The sequence below is a fragment of the Synechococcus sp. A15-60 genome (assembly GCF_014280095.1).
Taxonomy (GTDB): domain Bacteria; phylum Cyanobacteriota; class Cyanobacteriia; order PCC-6307; family Cyanobiaceae; genus Synechococcus_C.
Window position 1 is genome coordinate 1,031,835 of the sequence record NZ_CP047933.1, and the last position, 16,311, is coordinate 1,048,145.

Annotated in this window: 22 protein-coding genes, 1 tRNA gene and 1 pseudogene; 13 read left to right on the top strand and 11 right to left on the bottom strand. The window is 56.6% G+C overall.

The genetic code is table 11. From position 1 onward, the window contains the following. Genes pyrC through SynA1560_RS05540 form a run of 6 tightly spaced genes read left to right on the top strand, consistent with a single transcriptional unit; the run spans window position 1 to window position 3,740 of the window. Window positions 1-1,092, top strand: a complete 1,092-nt coding sequence (gene pyrC / locus SynA1560_RS05515; protein WP_186501355.1) for a dihydroorotase — start codon at window positions 1-3, stop codon at window positions 1,090-1,092. A gap of 52 nt (window positions 1,093-1,144) precedes the next feature. Further along, window positions 1,145-1,606, top strand: a complete 462-nt coding sequence (locus tag SynA1560_RS05520; RefSeq protein WP_186470628.1) for a cupin domain-containing protein — start codon at window positions 1,145-1,147, stop codon at window positions 1,604-1,606. 13 nt (window positions 1,607-1,619) lie between these two features. Next, entirely contained in the window at window positions 1,620-2,594 is a 975-nt protein-coding gene (locus SynA1560_RS05525) for an SMP-30/gluconolactonase/LRE family protein (RefSeq protein ID WP_186470629.1), read from the top strand. After that, window positions 2,560-3,024 carry a RidA family protein gene (locus SynA1560_RS05530; protein ID WP_186501356.1) on the top strand — a complete coding sequence of 155 codons (465 nt, stop codon included), beginning with the start codon at window positions 2,560-2,562 and terminating at the stop codon, window positions 3,022-3,024. The genes SynA1560_RS05525 and SynA1560_RS05530 overlap by 35 nt, the downstream gene beginning before the upstream one ends. 4 nt (window positions 3,025-3,028) lie before the next feature. Continuing rightward, window positions 3,029-3,295: a Nif11-like leader peptide family natural product precursor gene (locus SynA1560_RS05535; RefSeq protein WP_186470631.1), complete on the top strand. Its 267-nt coding sequence runs from the start codon at window positions 3,029-3,031 to the stop codon at window positions 3,293-3,295. A gap of 10 nt (window positions 3,296-3,305) precedes the next feature. Next, window positions 3,306-3,740, top strand: coding sequence for a heme-binding protein (locus tag SynA1560_RS05540; protein ID WP_255477080.1), 435 nt, complete (start codon window positions 3,306-3,308; stop codon window positions 3,738-3,740). Here SynA1560_RS05540 and SynA1560_RS05545 read toward each other — a convergent pair. Then, a complete protein-coding gene (locus SynA1560_RS05545; protein ID WP_186471046.1) occupies window positions 3,715-4,491 on the bottom strand; it encodes an SDR family NAD(P)-dependent oxidoreductase in 777 nt (258 codons plus the stop codon). The genes SynA1560_RS05540 and SynA1560_RS05545 overlap by 26 nt on opposite strands. A 166-nt stretch (window positions 4,492-4,657) precedes the next feature. Between SynA1560_RS05545 and SynA1560_RS05550 the strand changes: the two genes are divergently transcribed. Further along, window positions 4,658-5,458 (top strand): VOC family protein, encoded by an 801-nt coding sequence (locus SynA1560_RS05550; RefSeq protein WP_255477082.1) that lies wholly within the window; start codon window positions 4,658-4,660, stop codon window positions 5,456-5,458. Between the two features lie 60 nt (window positions 5,459-5,518). After that, entirely contained in the window at window positions 5,519-6,010 is a 492-nt protein-coding gene (locus SynA1560_RS05555) for a DoxX family protein (RefSeq protein ID WP_186501358.1), read from the top strand. Here SynA1560_RS05555 and SynA1560_RS05560 read toward each other — a convergent pair whose 3' ends face one another. The 3 genes from SynA1560_RS05560 to SynA1560_RS05570 form a co-directional block, all read right to left on the bottom strand. Next, window positions 6,011-7,609 carry a GMC oxidoreductase gene (locus SynA1560_RS05560; protein WP_186501359.1) on the bottom strand — a complete coding sequence of 533 codons (1,599 nt, stop codon included), beginning with the start codon at window positions 7,607-7,609 and terminating at the stop codon, window positions 6,011-6,013. A 51-nt stretch (window positions 7,610-7,660) separates the two neighbouring features. Then, on the bottom strand, window positions 7,661-10,354 hold the full coding sequence (locus SynA1560_RS05565; protein ID WP_186501360.1) for a glucosidase: 2,694 nt from the start codon (window positions 10,352-10,354) through the stop codon (window positions 7,661-7,663). A gap of 79 nt (window positions 10,355-10,433) precedes the next feature. Beyond that, window positions 10,434-10,522, bottom strand: a tRNA-Leu gene (locus SynA1560_RS05570). Window positions 10,523-10,585: 63 nt separating this feature from the next. On the opposite strand from SynA1560_RS05570, the gene ndhL reads away from it, so the two are divergent. The 3 genes from ndhL to trpA are packed head-to-tail and all read left to right on the top strand — an operon-like array spanning window position 10,586 to window position 12,025. Beyond that, window positions 10,586-10,831 carry an NAD(P)H-quinone oxidoreductase subunit L gene (gene ndhL, locus SynA1560_RS05575; protein WP_186470636.1) on the top strand — a complete coding sequence of 82 codons (246 nt, stop codon included), beginning with the start codon at window positions 10,586-10,588 and terminating at the stop codon, window positions 10,829-10,831. 3 nt (window positions 10,832-10,834) lie between these two features. Continuing rightward, window positions 10,835-11,173, top strand: a complete 339-nt coding sequence (locus SynA1560_RS05580; RefSeq protein ID WP_186501361.1) for a DUF3007 family protein — start codon at window positions 10,835-10,837, stop codon at window positions 11,171-11,173. A gap of 45 nt (window positions 11,174-11,218) precedes the next feature. Further along, entirely contained in the window at window positions 11,219-12,025 is an 807-nt protein-coding gene (trpA, locus tag SynA1560_RS05585) for a tryptophan synthase subunit alpha (protein ID WP_186470638.1), read from the top strand. 3 nt (window positions 12,026-12,028) lie between these two features. Here trpA and SynA1560_RS05590 read toward each other — a convergent pair whose 3' ends face one another. Beyond that, window positions 12,029-12,400, bottom strand: a complete 372-nt coding sequence (locus SynA1560_RS05590; RefSeq protein ID WP_186470639.1) for an AbrB family transcriptional regulator — start codon at window positions 12,398-12,400, stop codon at window positions 12,029-12,031. A 94-nt stretch (window positions 12,401-12,494) separates the two neighbouring features. On the opposite strand from SynA1560_RS05590, the gene SynA1560_RS05595 reads away from it, so the two are divergent. Further along, the gene (locus SynA1560_RS05595) at window positions 12,495-12,764 is read left to right on the top strand and encodes a YciI family protein (RefSeq protein ID WP_186470640.1); all 270 of its coding nucleotides are present in this window, start codon (window positions 12,495-12,497) and stop codon (window positions 12,762-12,764) included. Here the strand turns inward: SynA1560_RS05595 and SynA1560_RS05600 are convergent. Then, window positions 12,740-13,069 (bottom strand): c-type cytochrome, encoded by a 330-nt coding sequence (locus SynA1560_RS05600; protein ID WP_186501362.1) that lies wholly within the window; start codon window positions 13,067-13,069, stop codon window positions 12,740-12,742. The two genes, SynA1560_RS05595 and SynA1560_RS05600, sit on opposite strands and share 25 nt — an antisense overlap. A gap of 128 nt (window positions 13,070-13,197) precedes the next feature. Between SynA1560_RS05600 and SynA1560_RS05605 the strand changes: the two are divergent. Beyond that, a pseudogene (locus SynA1560_RS05605) lies at window positions 13,198-13,647 on the top strand (Nif11 domain/cupin domain-containing protein); the annotation flags it as partial. Here the strand turns inward: SynA1560_RS05605 and SynA1560_RS05610 are convergent. From SynA1560_RS05610 to SynA1560_RS05630, 5 genes are all read right to left on the bottom strand, one after another. Next, complete coding sequence (locus tag SynA1560_RS05610) at window positions 13,610-14,167, bottom strand: phosphate-starvation-inducible PsiE family protein (protein ID WP_255477083.1); 558 nt, start codon at window positions 14,165-14,167, stop codon at window positions 13,610-13,612. The pseudogene SynA1560_RS05605 and the gene SynA1560_RS05610 sit on opposite strands and share 38 nt — an antisense overlap. 5 nt (window positions 14,168-14,172) lie before the next feature. Beyond that, window positions 14,173-14,412, bottom strand: a complete 240-nt coding sequence (locus SynA1560_RS05615) for a hypothetical protein (RefSeq protein WP_255477084.1) — start codon at window positions 14,410-14,412, stop codon at window positions 14,173-14,175. Between the two features lie 52 nt (window positions 14,413-14,464). Further along, window positions 14,465-14,800, bottom strand: a complete 336-nt coding sequence (locus tag SynA1560_RS05620) for a hypothetical protein (protein WP_186501364.1) — start codon at window positions 14,798-14,800, stop codon at window positions 14,465-14,467. After that, complete coding sequence (locus SynA1560_RS05625) at window positions 14,797-15,186, bottom strand: YkvA family protein (RefSeq protein ID WP_186501365.1); 390 nt, start codon at window positions 15,184-15,186, stop codon at window positions 14,797-14,799. Before SynA1560_RS05625 ends, SynA1560_RS05620 begins: the two co-directional genes overlap by 4 nt. 93 nt (window positions 15,187-15,279) lie before the next feature. Next, window positions 15,280-16,206 (bottom strand): sigma-70 family RNA polymerase sigma factor, encoded by a 927-nt coding sequence (locus SynA1560_RS05630; protein ID WP_186501366.1) that lies wholly within the window; start codon window positions 16,204-16,206, stop codon window positions 15,280-15,282. Between the last annotated feature and the right edge of the window lie 105 nt (window positions 16,207-16,311).

Sequence of the window (16,311 nt, forward strand, 5' to 3'; positions counted from 1 at the left end):
TTGGCTCAGGTGCCGTCATCACTTGTGCTCCGCCGTCCTGATGACTGGCATGTGCACCTGAGGGACGGAGCGATGCTTCAGGCCGTGCTGCCAGCCACGGCCAGAACCTTTGCCCGGGCCATCGTAATGCCCAATTTGCGACCTCCGATTACCACGGTCGACGCTGCGCTCGCTTACCGCAGCCGGATTCTTTCAGCGCTTCCGCAGGGACAGCCGTTTGAGCCGCTGATGACCGCTTATCTCACCGACGATCTTGATCCCAATGAGTTGGAGCGTGGGTTTCGCGAGGGAGTGTTCACCGCCGCGAAGCTCTATCCCGCGAACGCCACCACCAATTCGGCGGCCGGTGTGAGTGATCTCGCTCGGATCGCCGCGGTGCTGGAGCGTATGGAATCCATCGACATGCCTCTGCTCATTCATGGCGAGGTCACCGATCCAGAGGTGGATATTTTTGATCGGGAAGCGGCTTTCATCGACCAGCACTTGATCCCTCTGCGTCGCCGCCATCCGGGATTGCGAATTGTGCTGGAACACATCACCACCGAGCAGGCTGCTGTTTACATCCGCGATGAGCACCTCGCTGGTGATCGTCGTCTGGCCGCCACGATCACCCCCCATCACCTCCATCTCAATCGCAATGCGATGTTCATGGGAGGACTGCGCAGCGATTTTTACTGTCTCCCGGTCGTGAAGCGTGAATGTCATCGCCAAGCTTTGATTGCGGCCGCAACAAGTGGCCTTCCCTGCTTCTTTCTTGGCACAGACTCTGCTCCCCACCCTCGTTCTGGTAAGGAGTCGGCGTGCGGTTGTGCCGGGATTTTCAATGCGCTCCACGCCATCGAGAGCTACGCCTGCGTGTTCGAGCAAGCCGGTGCTCTGGACCGTCTCGAGGGCTTTGCTAGTGAACATGGTCCTCGGTTCTACGGATTGCCTCTCAACGACGACACCATCACGCTCGTGCGCAAAGAGCAGTCAGTCCCCTCGCGCCTCGACCCTGTGGAAACGGACGTATCGGCGGAAGACTCCCTTGAGGAGAATGAGTGGCCTGCTCTGTTCCACGCCGGTGAAACATTGCCTTGGTGTGTTGCTTGATAGTCAGGCTTCTTCGAAATGAATAGGGTGCAAAGATCCGCCCGAGTCACTTTTGACCGACCCTTTCAGTCTGGCTCCAGAGCCTGAAAGCTACTGGCATCTCTATACCGATGCCAAGGGCATCAGTCGTCAGCAAATGTGCACGATCAGCGCCTTTGAGCTTGGTCAGCTGGGCCCCGGTGATTCTCCCCAGTTTTCTCGTGATCTCATGAAGGAAGGCAACGCCTTCGTGACCTATCTACCCGTTGGTTGGACTGCTGACTGGCATGAGAACCATGTTCCGAAATGGATCTACGTCCTGAAAGGTGCCTGGTCTGTGGAGAGTATGGATGGCACGAAAGTGGTCATGAAAGCTGGTGAGTATTCCTATGGAGGTGACCAGGGGTGTCGGGCAACATCGGATGGCCGGCAAGGACATCTTTCTGCGCAGGTCGGTGATGAACCTTGCGTTCAGCTGATCATTCAACGGAATGATCAGGCCTGGCGAAATCTGCCTCCTGGATCCTTCAAGTAAGCGGCAAGTCGTCATGGTTTTTCGCAGTGAGTTTGTTGAAACCAAGATCGAAGTTGTTGATCCGCGTTTCAAGTCTCTGGTGCTATTCAATGCGCAGCTGGAACGTCTCTTTGGTGGTTGTCGATGGTTGGAGGGTCCGGTTTGGTTCGGCGATCAGCAGCGTCTTCTGGTTTCTGACATTCCCAATGATCGAATTTTGTCGTGGGATGAGAGCCATGGTCTGAGCGTGTTCCGCCACAACGCTGGATTTCCAAATGGACAAACGCGTGATCTCCAGGGACGGCTGTTGACCTGCAGTCATGGCCATCGGGCCTTGCTCCGCACCGAGCACAACGGTCGTGTTGTTCATTTGGTGGATTCCCACCTGGGTCAGCCTTTGAACACGCCCAATGATGTGGTGGTGAAAAGTGACGGCACGATCTGGTTCAGCGATCCGTTGTATGGACTCGTGAATGATTACGAGGGAGGACGGCGGCATTCGGTGCAACCGGCTGTGGTCTATCGCTTTGACCCTGCGGATGGATCCCTCAAGGCCATGACGGACCCCGATGAGGTGGTCGGCCCAAATGGTCTTGCCTTCTCTCCCGATGAATCACTCCTCTACATCGTGGACACAGCAGCACCTGAGGGTCTGAACGGTTCCCCGGTGGAGTACGACGCCCCTAAGCCAGATCGACTCATCCACGTGTTTGATGTGGAGGATGGCGGTCAGCAGATTTCGGGTCGACGCGATTTTTATCGGGTGAACAACGGCAATGCCGATGGCATCCGTGTGGATAGCGACGGCAACATCTGGAGTAGTGCCGGGAATGGCGTTCACTGCATTGCATCGGATGGGACCTTGCTGGGACGCATCGCCACGCCCCGTCTGGTTGGGAACCTCTGTTTTGGCGGCATCCACAGCAACCGCCTGTTTCTCTGCTGTTGGGATGCGGTGTATTCCATCTATGTGCATGCGCGTGGGATCCAACACCCTGCACTTCCTTGAACGTCGCTACAACAAAGACAGTCGATCTGCATCGATGCCTTTGGACCGTCATCCAATTCGCACCCAAAATGCCAATCAGCCAGTGGCTAGCTACAGCCAGGGCTACCAAATCGGACAGTTTGTGTTCGTCTCAGGCCAAATGCCTGTGGATCCAGCCACCAATCAAACGGTAGAAGGTGGTAGTGCGGAACACACCCGCCAATGCCTGAAGAATGTGTTTGGTGTGCTTGAAGAAGCAGGATGCACTTATCGCGATGTGGGACAGGCAGTGGTTTATATGACCAATATTGATGAAATTGAGGAGATGGATGCTGTCTGGCAAGAGTTTTTCCCCGATCCAGATAATTACTGTTCCCGTGCGGTAATCGGCATCAGCAAATTGGTGGTTGGAGCCCGCATCGAAATCTCCTGCATTGCAATTAAGGATTGACGCTATGACCAGCACAGGGAATCCACAGCTGGAAGCTTTCCTCCACAAAGTGAAAGGTGATCAGGCGTTGCTTGACCAGTTCCATACAGCAGCTTGTCTCGACGACATTGCAGCCATGGGGAAGTCCATGGGCTTTCAGTTCACAGGGGTCGACATCCTGGTGCATCAGGCATCAGCCACGCTGAAACTGCCAGGTGAAGCTCTCGAGGCTTTGGCGGCTGGGGTGGAGCTTGAGGGCCATCTCTGGAAGATGGCCATTCAATGGACCTGAGCCGATGCACATGATTCACCGCCTCGAACTTGCCGATGCCGACCACATCGTCGAGTCCGCTAAGGCCATGGCGCAGCAATTGTCGGCACGGGTGTCGATCGCGGTCGTGGATGCCTCGGGAGTGCTGCTCTCCTTCCGTCGGCTCGACGGTGCGTCCATCGCCAGCGTTGAGACATCAGCCGCTAAAGCCCGCACGGCAGCGCTGACCGGTGGAGACAGTGCTGCTGCGGAACAAGCGATCGCCTCAGGCCGCATGGCCCTGCTGTCGTTACAGGCTGTGCTGCATCAGCCCTGCGCCTTGATGGCTGGCGGACTGGTGTTGCGATATCAAGATGTGGTGGTTGGGGCGATCGGGGTGTCAGGGATGACGCCTGATCAAGATGCCGCGGTCGCCCGAGCGGGGATTGAGGCTTTCGCGCTCAAAGACCAGGACTGCTCATCATGATGCCGCCATCGGCGAAGACGCTGGTGGCCGTCATGTAACTGGCGCCGTCACTGGCGAGGAACGCCACCACCGAAGCGATCTCCTCTGGTTGCGCCATGCGGCCCATGGGAATGGCGGCGTTGAGCTTGGCGAGCAGTTCGGGGTTGTTCATTGTGGAATCGTTGATCGGCGTTGCGACTGCACCAGGACCGACGTTCACGATGGAAACACCCTTGCCTGCCAGTTCCACACCAGCCGTGCGGGTCATCATGCGCACACCGCCTTTGGCTACGCAGTAAGGGGTGTTGTCGGGCATCGGCCAGTCTTCATGCACCGACGAAATGTTGATGATCCGTCCCCCGCTGCCTTGGGCGATCATCTGTTTGGCGGCGTACTGCGTGGCAAAGAACACACCCCGCAGATTGACATTCATCACCTTGTCGAAGTCTTCGGGTGTCGTATCCAGAATTGATGTGCGCGTTTCGATTCCGGCGTTGTTCACCATCACGTCGACCTTGCCGAAGGTCTTCACCGCGACATCCACGAGGCGTTGCAGGTCGTCCAACTTGGCGACGTCCGCTTGAACACCGATGGCCTGACCACCCAGTTCTCCAATCTCATCAATCAGCTCATCGGTCCGCTCGGGATGTGAGCGGTAGTCGATGACCACCTTGGCGCCCAGAGCACCGACGGCTTCGACAATGGCCTTGCCAATACCGGAATTGCCTCCGGTCACGATGATCACCTTGTCGCGCAGACAAAGGGAGGTCATCGCTTTTGGGACCTGGGTGGTCATGGCGGTCAGAAACAAACAAACATTCATTAGCCGGTTTCACTGATCTCGGCAGTGTTTCGTGCGTAAACGGCGCTAAGACAACGTCAGCGGGGATGACGCATTCGTGGTCGATGTTCAGTGCCAATCTCCTTCCGTTCAGGGAGTGGCTTTTTCTCTCCCTATCGCCGGGTCTCTCGATCCTCTCCTTGCGCTTCTCGGCGTTGAGGATCACGGACAGGCTCTGCTGCAAGGGGACGACCTTCAACGCCGCTTTGGCTTGACCCAGGGACAGGCCACCATTCATCACTACCGACTGGGTGATGAGTGCCTTGACTATGTCTCCTTCGAAGGTGTTGATCCCGTCCAACAGCGACACCCAGGGGTTGCGAACAGTCTCTGGTTCCAGCATGTCGCGATTGTGGTGAGTGATTTGCAGCGTGCGGCAGAACAGCTGATGCCTGTCGTGACTCCGATCTCGGAAGCGCCGCAGTGGTTGCCCAACGGAGTGGGGGCATGGAAGTTCCGCAATGCCGCTGGTCATGCTATGGAGCTGCTCTGGTTTCCTCCTGGGCTCGGGCACCCGCGTTGGCATGAGGAGGACGCCCTTTTGTTTCAGGGACTCGACCATACGGCTATCGCGATCAGCGATAGCGACCAAAGTTTGATGTTTTACGGCGTGGAGCTTGGCCTCCAACTGCGCTACGCCACCCTTAATCAAGGTGTTGAACAGGAACGCCTTGATGGCGTCACCAACCCCAAAGTGTCCATTCATGGATTAAGTGGTTCTACGCCGTGCGGAATTGAGTTCTTGAGATATCTCAGTCCCACTCCGTTGCAACCCACAGCGGCTGCGCTGCGGCCGCAGGATGCTTTGTATGCGCAGATTCTGATCAAGGACCCTGAGGCTGGACCCGGTCGCCAGTTGAATGACCCAGATGGTCACCGACTGTGGATTTCTTCTTAAGCGAATCCTTCAGTTTTTCCGACTCGAACTCACTAACGTTCGTAAAATGGTCGACGTCAAGTGGATCTTGTTTCTCTGATTGTCCCTGCGGCGCCGAAAGGCCTTGCTGGTGCTGGTTTGTTGGTGCTGCGGCTGTTCACCGGTCTGGTGTTCATCCGCCACGGTTGGCCCAAGCTCAGCAACCTGAACACCTGGGCCACGGCCATGAAGACTCCGGCATGGCTTTGTTTTCTCTCAGCCTTCTCCATGTGGGCCGGTGGGATTGCTCTGATTGCGGGGCTCCTGACGCCCTTAGCAGCAGTCGCTATTGCTGTTTCGATGCTGTACGCCGTGGTTTTGGAAATTACCAGTGGCTTCCCGTTTATTGCACCTGACCCATTTCAAATCCCAGAAGGTGATTACGCCGGACCGATGGGTGTTGGTGAACCTCCGAGCTGGGAGAAAGCTGCAATGTATGTCGTGATGTGCTTTGTGCTGATCACCGCGGGCGGAGGACCCTTCAGCGTCGATTTGATGCTGGTGGTTCCACGCCTTCAGGTCTTGTTGGGGTGATCAGCTCAGTCGCTCTTTGAGGTGTTCCGCCACTCGGATGGCGTTAGCAATGGCAGTGAGCGACGGATTCACCGCTGAGCTGCTGGGGAAGAAACTGGTGTCGACCACATAGAGATTCTCCACATCGTGGGTGCGGCAGTTGAGGTCCAACACCGAGGTACTCGGATCCGTGCCGAAGCGACATGTGCCTGACTGATGGCCGACTGCTGCAATGTCCATCGAGGAGGCGAAATACACCTGACGCTCGGCCAGGTGATTCTTGAGGTAAAGCTTGTCGAGCAGCCCCTCAAGTCGGTTGACCAGCTCGTTGGATGACCTGGTGTTGGTCGGTGTGTAGTCGAGTTTGATCTGTCCTTGGGAATTGATGGTGACTCGATTGTTTGCCAGCGGAAGATCCTCAGTTTGCAACCAAAAATCCAGCGAGTGTTCAGCGATCTTGTCCATGCTCCAGGTGGGGGCCAGAGCGGTGAGTCGCGGTTTGTAGCCTTTCATCATCGCTCCATTGGTTTTACCCGTCATCTGCACATTTCCCATCGGGAAATCGAAGTCGTTGTCTCCGAAATACCAGTCATGCAGAGCAACTGTTTTTTGGAACACCGTCGTGTTGGGCTCATGGGCCAGTGCCACCAAGGCCTTGCAGTTGTGGTACATGTAATTTCTGCCCACTTGATCGGAGCTGTTGGCAAGTCCTCGGGGATGGGCGTCGTTCGCTGACATCAGCAGCAGACGTGCTGAATTGGCAGCTCCAGCAGAGACCACCACAATGTCTCCTTTGAAGCGACGTTCCTGCCCCTGGTGGTTCACCACCACGTCCGTGACTTCTCGCCCACTCTCATTGGTGTTCAGTCGAAGCACCTCAGCATCTGTGAGCAAGAAGACATTGTCATGATCCAGTGCCGGGCGAACACCCATCACCTCGGCATCACCCTTGGCCTGCACTAGACAGGGAAATCCATCGCAGCGGTTGCAGCGCACACATGCACTGAAGGCGGGATTGGCTTCGTTGAGGGCGACTCCCGTTGGTGCGTGAAAGGGATGAAGGCCTGCTGATCGCAGGTCATCAACCAATTTCTGCATGCGCGGTTCATGCTTGATCGGCGCATAGGGGTAGTCAGAGGATGCCGGTGGTTCGGTGGGGTCTTCGCCGCGAAGGCCATGCACGTGGTACCACTCTTCGGCTTTGCGGTAGTAAGGCTCGAACACGTCGTATTTCAGAGGCCATTCCGGTGATTCACCGTCGACATGCATCACCGATTCGAAATCCCTCTCGCGCAGCCTGAAGTGAGCAGCTCCATACATCTTTGAGGCACCGCCCACGAAGTAATGACTGCCTGGTTGAAACGTCTTTCCGTGTTTGTCTTGCCACGGGTCCTCTGAGACGTAGCGATCGTTCTGAAACACCTCAACTGGGTCCCAGTTCTGAGGTTCCCTGGGCAACCAACCACCACGTTCCAGGATCAAGATTGAGTGACCGGAATCCGCTAGAGCTCTGGCGAGAGAGCCTCCACCCGCGCCACTGCCAATGATCACCACGTTGTAGTGATCACTTTGCGGTTCGATGGATGTTTGGCGACGAGCGGCATGGGTGGCGTGATCCATAACGACGTGCCCAGGAGTTCTGCTGAACGTTAGGGAGATCACTTCATGACGTCAGCGCCAACGTTGGAGTTGCGTGATCATTTTGACCACCACTCCGGTCCATCCCGTCTGGTGACTTGCTCCAACCCCTGCACCGCTACAGCCATGAAAATATTCATTAAATAGAAAGAGATCACGCCACTCTGGATCCTTTTGAAACAACTCCACCTCACCATTAAAAGCTCTGCGTCCGTCGCCATCCCGACGGAAGATGCCGACTAAACGCTCTTCCAGTTCAAGCGAGATCTCCCACAGATTGAGGTGCCGCCCCGATCCAGTTGGGAATTCCATTTTGAAATCGTCACCAAAGTGATGGCCGAATTTCTGCAGGGCTTCGATGAGCAGGTAGTTGATTGGCATCCAAACGGGGCCGCGCCAGTTGGAATTGCCTCCAAACATGGCGACAGGGCTATCAGCAGGGCTGTAGCTGATCGTGGCGTAGTCGTCGCCCTGTTGGTAGCTGTAAGGGGTTTTTTCGTAGACCTTGGACAGGCTGCGGATGCCGTACGGAGAGAGGAATTCATCTTCGTCGAACACCCTGGTGAGAATGCGTCGGAGCCGTTGCGGCGGAACGATCGAAAACAGAACCCGGCCATGGTGCCAGGATCCCAGATGGGCAATCGAATCAAATTCGGCTCCGCGTTCGCGACCCAGATCTCTCAGGTATTTGCTGACGTCCAGGGAGGGAATCGAGTCCACCGTCTGCTGGTCAAACGTCGCGATCGCAAGCAACGGAATGAGGCCGCTGAGTGAACGGGTGCGCAGGTAGTCGGTGCTGCCGTCGGGTCGCTTGAGCACGTCGTAATAGAAGCCGTCCTGCTCATCCCAGTTCACATATCCCCTGCCACTGGGGCTGTTTAAGGCGTAGGTAAGCCGGCTGAAGTCCGCCACGAAGCGGTCACACAAACTCTTGTATTCCGCCCGGTCTTCTGAGAGCAGAACACAAGCCTCCAGCATGTTGAGGCTGAGCATTCCCATCCAGGCAGTGCCATCGGATTGTTCAATTCGGCTGCCGTCTTTGAGCGGGTAGCGCCGATCGAAAATGGCGATGTTGTCGAGTCCGAGGAAGCCTCCCTCGAACAAGCTGTCGCCGTTGCGATCGGTCCGGTTGGCCCACCATCCGTACTCCAGCAAGAGCTCCCGCAGGCTGGCGCGCAGGAAGGGGTAGTCGTTGACGCCGTCACGGCGTTTCGCTATTTGGAAGATGCGCAGTGCCGCCCAAGCGCCGATCGGTGGGTTGGCGTCTGAGAGTGCCCACTCATAGGCAGGGGATTGACCGTTATTGGCGGTATATGAGGCTTGGCGAAGCATGCGTGACTGCCGTTTCGCCTCACCCGGATCGATTTCGGCGAAGGCCACCGCATGGAACATCAGGTCCCACTGGCAGAAGTAGGGGTACTCCCAACAGTCGGGCATCGAGATGATGTCTCGGGCCCGCAGATTTCGCCAATAGGCGTTTTCGGTGTGCCAGCGTTCTTCCGGCGGTCTCGGAGCATTGCTGTCTCCGCGCAGCCATCGGGCCACGTACCAGTCGTAGTACTTGCGGCACCAGAACAAACCCGCAGCGGCCGAGGCATGGATCGCGCGATCTTCCTCGTTAAGTCCAGGGGCCACCCACTGGAGATAGGCCTGCCACTCCTTCCGGCGTTGCTCAATTAAGCCATTGAAGGCGGTGGTTTCGGTCGGTTCAGGGGCCTTGTTTCCCTGGTGGTCGTGCCTGCTTAAGCGCAGATCCACGCTCCAGATTTCCCCAGGATCGAGTGTGCGTTGGAGGTGTAGCGCTGCTTTGCTTCCTGTCTGTGCCGGATTGATTGCGTGGTGGTCGTCCTCAATCAGGTAGCGGTGAAAGGCATCTTTCACGTAGGGCTGTTGAAGCGCTTGTCCATACAGACGGTCCGTGTTGGTTTCGTTTTCCGTGAACAACCAATGGCCCTGTTCACTGCAGCTCAGGTTGTAAGAGGCCAATCCTTCGGTGGCATCGCTGACGAGGCGATTGCCCTGAAGCCGAAGGTGGGGTCGGCCATGGTCACGATCTCCCCAGCTCCAGGTGTTGCGGAACCACAGCGACGGTAGGAGGTGCAGGGGCGCTTGATCCGGACCCTGGTTGGTGATGGTGAGCCGGATCAGTACATCCTCGGGTGAAGCTTTGGCGTACTCAACTTCGACATCGAAAAAGTGATTGCTGGAGAAGATGCCTGTGTCGACCAACTCATATTCCTTCTCCTCGCGACTGCGGCGGCGGTTTTCATCGCGCAGCTGTTGATAAGGAAAACTCTGCTGTGGGTAGCGATACAGCGCTTTGGAGTAACTGCCGGTTGGTGTTCCGGCTAGGTGATACATCGTGTCCTTGATGTCTTCCCCGTGGTTGCCTTCGGGATTGCCCAGTCCGAACAGGCGTTCCTTCAGAATCGGGTCCTGGCCATTCCAGAGCACTGGCGCGAAACAGAGCAGGCAGTGTTCATCGGTGAGTCCGAGAAGACCGTCCTCTCCCCAGCGGTAACTGCGCAGGTGGCTGTGGTCGAAGGGGAAGGCATTCCAGGCATTGCCATCGGCGGAATAGTCCTCACGGACCGTGCCCCATTGCCGGTCACTCAAATAGGTTCCCCATCGATCCCATGGCTGATGCCCTTCATCCCGTTCACGGCAACGCAGACCTTCAGCCGGTGTCTCTCCGATCGTTGCGTTGGAAATCGCAGAAGTCGACATCGACAGGACACCCTGATGCTCAGAAACTACTGAGGGTGTCGAAGATTGCCCACCAAGGTTCTGCTCCCAACGCAGGCGGTGGTGGGGGCGGGGGGACTTGAACCCCCACAGGACTTCCATCCCAAGCGATTTTAAGTCGCGTGCGTCTACCGATTCCGCCACGCCCCCCGGTGCACACCGGCCCCGTACCGGCATCCTAGATTCCTCCACGAACAGCCTTCTGTAGTGACCATGGAGACTCTTCTGAACGCGGTTTCCCTGGACACCCTTCTTGTGATTGCTGCCTACGCAGCTCTCGGCGCTGCTTATCTGGTGGTGGTGCCTTTGTTTCTTCTCCTCTGGATGAACAAACGCTGGACCGTCATGGGCAAAGTTGAGCGCCTGGGCATCTATGGATTGGTGTTTCTGTTTTTCCCGGGGATGATTCTCTTCGCCCCCTTCCTGAATTTCCGCCTTAGCGGTCAGGGTGAGGTCTGATCGTTGACGCGTGCTGGAGTTCTGAAACTTGGACTGGGCCTGCTCGCTGCCGGAGGACTTGGATACTGGCTGTTTGAAGCTTTGGGTCTGGAGGGATTTTCGGCTGGGATTGCAGCCGAAGCTCTGCTGGTTGTTGTGATCGTTGTTTGGACCAGTTCCTATCTGTTCCGTGTGGTGACCGGTCGCATGACTTACATGCAGCAGCGACGGCGTTATCGCAGTGAGTACGACCAACTCACGGCGCAACAGCTGCAGGAGCGCTTTGATGCCTTGAGCCCAGAGGAACAGGAGGCTCTGATGGCTTCGATTTCTGCGGATCCAACTGAATCTGCGGCGGAGTGAACTCAGCCGCCACCTAGGCTCGCCTGCATCGTCCAACCTGAGTCTGTGACCGTTCAGCCCTCACGCATTGCCGAGGTCTTCGTGAAGACTGCCCGTGAGCAGCGACTGGCGCTGATGCCATTCGTGATGGCCGGTGACCCTGATCTGCAGAGCACGGCTGATGTGCTGCTCAGTCTTCAGGCCCATGGTGCTGATGTTGTTGAACTGGGTATCCCCTACAGCGACCCATTGGCCGATGGACCGGTGATCCAGGCCGCGGCGCACCGTGCACTCGAGCAGAAGACAACACCTGTGAGGGTGCTTGAGATGCTGCAGGGATTGCGCGACAGGCTCACGATGCCTGTGGTGCTGTTCACATACAGCAATCCCTTGCTCAATCGCGGCCCGGAACGGTTTTTCTCTGAAGCGGCAGCCGCCGGTGTTGCCGGTTTGGTGGTGCCGGATCTTCCTCTCGAGGAAGCGGAACGTCTGTCTCCCTTGGCATCAGAACAAGGCCTGGATCTGGTGCTTCTGGTTGCCCCCACAACGCCGGAGCAGCGGATGCAGCGCATCGCTACCTCCAGTCGCGGTTTCACTTATTTGGTGAGCGTCACGGGTGTCACAGGTGAACGGGCATCCATGCAAGATCGTGTGGGACAGCTGGTTGGATCCCTGAAGGGCTGTGATAGTGGACCGGTGGCTGTTGGTTTTGGGATTTCCGGACCCGACCAGGTGCGACAAGTGCGCGAGTGGGGCGCTGATGGCGCCATTGTCGGCAGTGCGCTGGTGAAACGCATTGCCGCTGCACAACCAGGTTGCGCAGCGGCAGAGGCGGGTGAGTTTTGCCAAGAGCTTCGCGCTGCTGCCGGCTGAGGATCATTCGTCGTCTTCGTCCGCGCCGCCAACAGGAACCAAGCGAATTTGCTTGCGCCCCAATTTGATCTCAAACTCATCACCGGGTTGGAGATCCAACATGGCGGTGTAGGCCTTACCAATCAAGAGATTGCCGTTGCCTTGAACTGTCGCGACGTAGGAGAGTTTGCGACCACCTTTGCCGATAACGCTGGTACCAGTTGGACCGAGATTGACTCCCTTGGCTTCAAGCAGAGCTTCGTAGAACGCTGTGAAGTTGAGACGCTCACCACCATTCTTCTTGTCAGAGACATAGCCACAGGCACGGACGAGATCGGACTTGCTGACATCACCAAGTTCCTTGACCTTGTTCAGCAGATCGCTGCCTGTGAGCATGATTTTTTAAAAACATCAACTTTATGAACATAGCTGTTGGTATGCACCATGTGCCATTCTTTTAGGCGCTTAAGTGCCACTTGACGACGAAACTATGGCTCGCTTTGTGCTCTGGGGAACCTATTGCGAAAATGCTCTTCAAAAAAGAGAGCCCTTTCGAGATGAGCATCTCAATCGTCTGAACCAGCTCAAAGAAAGCGGAACTCTGATCACACTGGGACCCACGGAAGGAAGCACCCATGTGTTTGGAGTGTTTGAGTCAGACTCCCTCTCCAGCGTCCGTGCGTTGTTAGAGGCCGATGTGTATTGGCGAGAAGGAATCTGGACCCAATTAGACGTTTATCCCTGGATCCAGGCATTTTGAGCTTGTTCCCAGATCCAATCGGCGACGATGACTTCATTGCCTTCACCGAGAGCCTCGGCATAACCGCTCATTTGACCGATGCCTGCGCGGGCGATCGCAGCGATTGCCTCCGCATTGTTGATGCCTTGTTTCTCCAGGGCCTTCAGTTTCAACGTCTTTCCCCGACGGATAATGTTTCCGCCATTGGGGTGGCACCCCGCACAGTGGAGATCGAAGAGGTCTGCACCTGATGGGGGAAGCGCAAGGGTCTCAGTAGGCCAAAGCAGTGCCAACGCCAGCATCACCGACATGATCAACGAGAGCATGCATCCACCTCTGTTGTTGTGTTCAGTGTGCCTGGCGGCAGCTCGGTGAGAGCTGTTTCGGAAGTCGGCACTGGCTTGGATCGCGGCACTGGCTTGGCAGGATTGGCTCCACTCCGAGGAAAGGCTTGATGGCGGAGGACGATCTAAACCGCTTTCTGCACAAAGTTGAACAACTCAATGCTTTGGTGAGCAGCCTTGAGACGGACGACGAGCGGCGTCGGTTGCTGGCGGCCTGCTCTGATCACAATGCGGTGGTGACACTCGCTGCGGAGTGGGGCTACAGCATTGGTCGCCGCTGGGGAGAACAACCCTCCGGTCCCACGGATTCCAACAACCTGTTGAGATCAACAGCGGCGCTGGCGGGTGAGGAGGTTGAGCAGCTGCTGTGTTCAGGCCAAGGCTGGCGTTTGGTGCGGATTCACTCCAATGGAGCCAGCAGCCCTGAAGGTTTTTGGTATGAGCAGGAGGAGCATGAATGGCTCACGATTCTCAAAGGCAGTGCCCGTTTGCGCCTGACGGATCCTGACGCTTGGGTGGATCTCAGTGTCGGGGATCAGCTGACGTTGCCATCCGGTCGTCGTCATCGTGTTGAGAGGACCGATCCGGATCCTGGAACGATCTGGCTGGCTCTCTACTGGAAGGATGGTTCAGACGTCCCTCCGGTTGCATCGCTCGTTTGACGAGCCAGTACGCGCCTGCCAGTGCAATGGCGGACAGGCCAAGGCCGACCAGCAATTGCGGCTTGTCATCAGAGGATGCAGGCAGAACAATCACCTTTCGGGCCACAGCAGTTAGGGCTGTGACCAGCACCAACTCGATCTGCACGACATGGCGACGCAGATAGCTGGTGATGTTCTGCAGAACTTCCAGCGCAATCAGCACGGTGAGTAAATCACCGAGGATCCTGATCAAGCCATCACCCAGCCAATAGGCATCCTGTTCCGTTGTGATCAGGGCTAGAGCGACGCGGATGGTGAGTTGCACGATGGCCGCGGCGATCACCACGGCTGTGATCACGGTGAGAAGGATGGCAACCTGCTTTTCGCCGGCATCCACCCACTGCAGAAAGCTGCGACGCTTAGGGCGCTGGTGAGCCACGTCGATCAGTTGTTAAAGGGGTCGTAGTAAGGCTTGGCCGGAGTATCACCGGGAGGATTCACGATCTTGGTGTCGCAGGTGACGGAACCATCCGCAGCTTCCACGCAGTTGGTGGGCACGACGGTGCTTTCAGCGCCGGTTTTGCTGTTGGGACCCAGTAGCCACACTTCAGAGGAAGCCAGGGCTCCCTGGGAAAAGACTGCGCAGCCTGTTGCGAGCAGGCTGATGCCAAGCAGTCGTTGCATCAACGGAGCCATGTCAAAACAATGGTTTTCACCATGTTGCCTGGGATTGTCATCAGCTGGCGCAGTCGTCTCGAATTTCCTGCAAGAGAAGGTCCAGCTGGCCGAAGGGGTCTGGGTCGAGGTTGGCCATCTTGCGTGTTGCTGAAGCGGCAGTCCCCTCGCCGTCACTGCTGGCCCATTCCGCTTCAATGGCGCACAGACGAGCTGCCACGCGTGGCATGCCACCGAGTCTGTGATCTCTTTCCAGCACTTCCATCAGGGCTGGCATGCGTGTGGAGGTGGCCCGCAGGCTGCGCCTTAGGTCCGACTGGGTTCGTCCCTGATGTTTGAGCCAATCTTTCAGCAGGGAAGCTAGGTCGTCCTCAAGCTTGGAAGACCAGACAGTCATGGATGAGCGATCGAGAACCATTGATCCAGTTTGCGTTGCGCTCGTTGACGGATTTCGGGAGTGATGTGATTTCGGCACAGACCCAAAACGGCCGTGATCGCCACGAGATCATCGCTGAAGCCAGCCACAGGCAGAAAATCGGGCACCAGATCTGTTGGAAGCAGCAGGTATGTGAGTGCAGCAAGGAGGGTCAGGCGTGCCTGAGCCGGAGTGTTGGGATCCAGCAACATCTCCATGGCTTCTAAGGCCGGTCGTGCAATCGATCGACCGGCCTGCAGCAGCAGTCGTTTGAACGCCGGCTCATCGATGACCTCGCTATCAATCACTTCAGCATCAATGGCCTCCGCCGTGAAGTCAGGCGTGCCAGAACTCGAGCCAAAGGCCATGGTGACGACTGCAGGGAACGGACATCGCCATTCTCCCGCCTTTGCTGGATTGTATGGGTAAGCAATCCGACAGGAGCGTGGTCGGGTTGCCGATCAGACGTTCATCTCCACAAGACCGTGCTGAACGCCTGTTTTGCGCAGTTTGCGCAGGGCGCGTTGGACGACCTGACGGCAGTATTCACGACTGCAGTTCATGTGACGTGCCACCTCGGCAAGGGTGCGCCATTCATGGCTGCCATCGAGACCAAAACGCAGCATCACCACAGTGCGTTCTTTGGGGGTGAGGTTGGATTTGTCCAACAACTTCCAGGCTGAAGCGGTGCGCTCCGCAATTTCCGCACGCTCCATCGGTGGAATTTCGTCGCTGGGAAGCACATCCACTAATTCAGAAGGATCGGATTTTGACTTCACAACACCCTGAAGGCTGACGGTCACGCTGCGCAGCTCGCAACCCAGAAGATCTTCCACTTCATTGAGAGGAAGGTCCATGGCTTCGGATAATTGCTGGGCTGTGGGTGACAGGCCGTTGGACTGCATCAGCCGGGCCTTGGCCGCCCTTAATTTTGTGAGCTTTTCATTCACATTCACGGGAATACGAATGGTGCGGCTTTGTGTCGATAGCGCTCGGTTCAACCCCTGGCGAATCCACCAATAGGCATAAGTAGAAAAACGGTGTCCACGAGTTGGGTCATATTTTTCGACGGCACGCGTCAATCCCAGCGTGCCTTCTTGAATCAGGTCAAGAAGGTCAAGCCCCTTGCCTTGATAACGCTTTGCCAAGTTGACCACGAGCCGGAGATTGGCAGTGATCATGTGGTTCTTGGCTTTTTCTCCACGCTTAATTGTCCGTTTCTCTTCATCGTTGTAGCAACATGCCGGACCGCTCCCTCCGGCAAGATGGCAGCGTTCTGTTAGAGCAACCATGGCCTGCACTTTGCGGCCCATGGTGAGCTCCTGTTCAGGTGTCAGAAGTTGATGTCTGCCAATCTCGCCGAGAAATGCACTCAGGGAGCTCACCATCACATGTTGTCTCGGGTTCTTTGAACCTAGGGCGAATGTCTTTTCATTTTGCGCGTGTAATAAAGACTGCGGAATTCACATTTTAGACGTAATTTTGAATTTGTT